Source organism: Arthrobacter sp. AB6 (genome assembly GCF_031844545.1).
Taxonomy (GTDB): domain Bacteria; phylum Actinomycetota; class Actinomycetes; order Actinomycetales; family Micrococcaceae; genus Arthrobacter.
Map to the genome: position 1 here is coordinate 1 of NZ_JAUZVL010000052.1, position 1352 is coordinate 1352.

Sequence of the window (1352 nt, forward strand, 5' to 3'; positions counted from 1 at the left end):
TGACTCATCAAAGATGCCCGCGTAGCGGTATTCGAAGAATCATCTGAGAATGCCCGCGTAGCGGCGTGTCCGCCGGGTTGGTGTCCGCCGCCTCGGCAGTGTGAGCCATGGAGCTATCGATGAGTGAACGCCGGGCTGTCACCAAGGCGATTGCCACCCGTTATGCCCGGTCGGACCGGGCGGCGAAGACACAGGTTTTGGATGAGTTGTGCGCGACGACGGGCTGGCACCGGGACCATGCCCGGAAAGCGTTGCGGCTGGCGTTGGTGCTGAAGCGGGTCCGGCCCCGGGCTCCGCGGGCTCCGCTCTACGGGGAGCCGGTGATCGAGGCGCTTCGGTTCTGCTGGGCGGTACAGGGGACCCCGTGCGGGCGGTTGCTCGCGGCTGCGCTGCCGGACCTGGTGCCACGCCTGCGCCGGTTCAAGGAGCTGCAGATCGACGACGCCACGGCGGCGCAGTTGCTACGCATCGCACCGGCGACAATTGACCGCCGGCTCAAGGCGGACCGGGCAAAACTCGATCCCCGGGGCCGGTCCCACACCAAGCCGGGGACACTGCTGAAAGACTCCATCCCGATGCGGACCTGGGCTGAATGGAACGACGCGGTGCCGGGGTTCGTCGAGATCGATCTGGTCGGCCACGAGGGCGGCAACAGCAGGGGCGAATTCTGCTTTACCTTGGATATCACCGACATCGCCACCGGCTGGACCGAAACGCGCTCGGTCAGGAACAAGGCCCAGAAATGGGTCTTTGCCGCCATCAAAGACGCGACCGCCGCGTTCCCGTTTCCGATCCTCGGCATCGATTCCGATAACGGCTCGGAGTTCATCAACTGGGAGCTGCTGACCTGGTGCGAACAGGAGAACCTGACGTTCACCCGCTCCCGCTCCGGGAACAGGAATGACGGCGCCCATGTGGAACAGAAAAACTGGCACATCGTCCGCCAGACCGTCGGCTACCACCGCTACGACACCGCCGCCGAGCTCGAACTGCTGAACCAGATCTGGGCGCTCCAGCGGCTGCTGACGAATCATTTCGGGCCGCAGCAGAAGCTCCTGGCGAAGGTCCGGACCGGTGCGAAGATCAGCAAGACATACGACCGGCCCGCGACTCCGTTCCAACGCGTTCTGGCCGACACCGGCACCGTCTCCCGGGACGTGAAGACCCGACTACGGCGGGAAAACAAGCCCCTGAACCCGGCCGCCATCCAACGCCAGATCCAGGCACTTAGCGCCGAACTGCTGACCCTGACCACAGCGAAACAGGGCACCAAACCCCAACCCGCCATCCGGGCAAAACCACGTGATTCCACGAAACAACCTAGGCGGGCATCTTGACATGATTCCCCGGGG

1 protein-coding gene is annotated in these 1352 nt (G+C 64.6%); it reads left to right on the plus strand.

The features are described from left to right. Nucleotides 1–119 precede the first annotated feature (119 nt). Nucleotides 120–1337 (plus strand): DDE-type integrase/transposase/recombinase, encoded by a 1218-nt coding sequence (locus Q9R30_RS19260; protein WP_311218592.1) that lies wholly within the window; start codon nt 120–122, stop codon nt 1335–1337. The last annotated feature ends 15 nt before the right edge of the window (nt 1338–1352 follow it).

Bases quoted from the DNA above. Each gene is read 5' to 3' on its own strand.
- Q9R30_RS19260 (WP_311218592.1), top strand. From the start codon at position 120: ATGAGTGAACGCCGGGCTGTCACCAAGGCGATTGCCACCCGTTATGCC.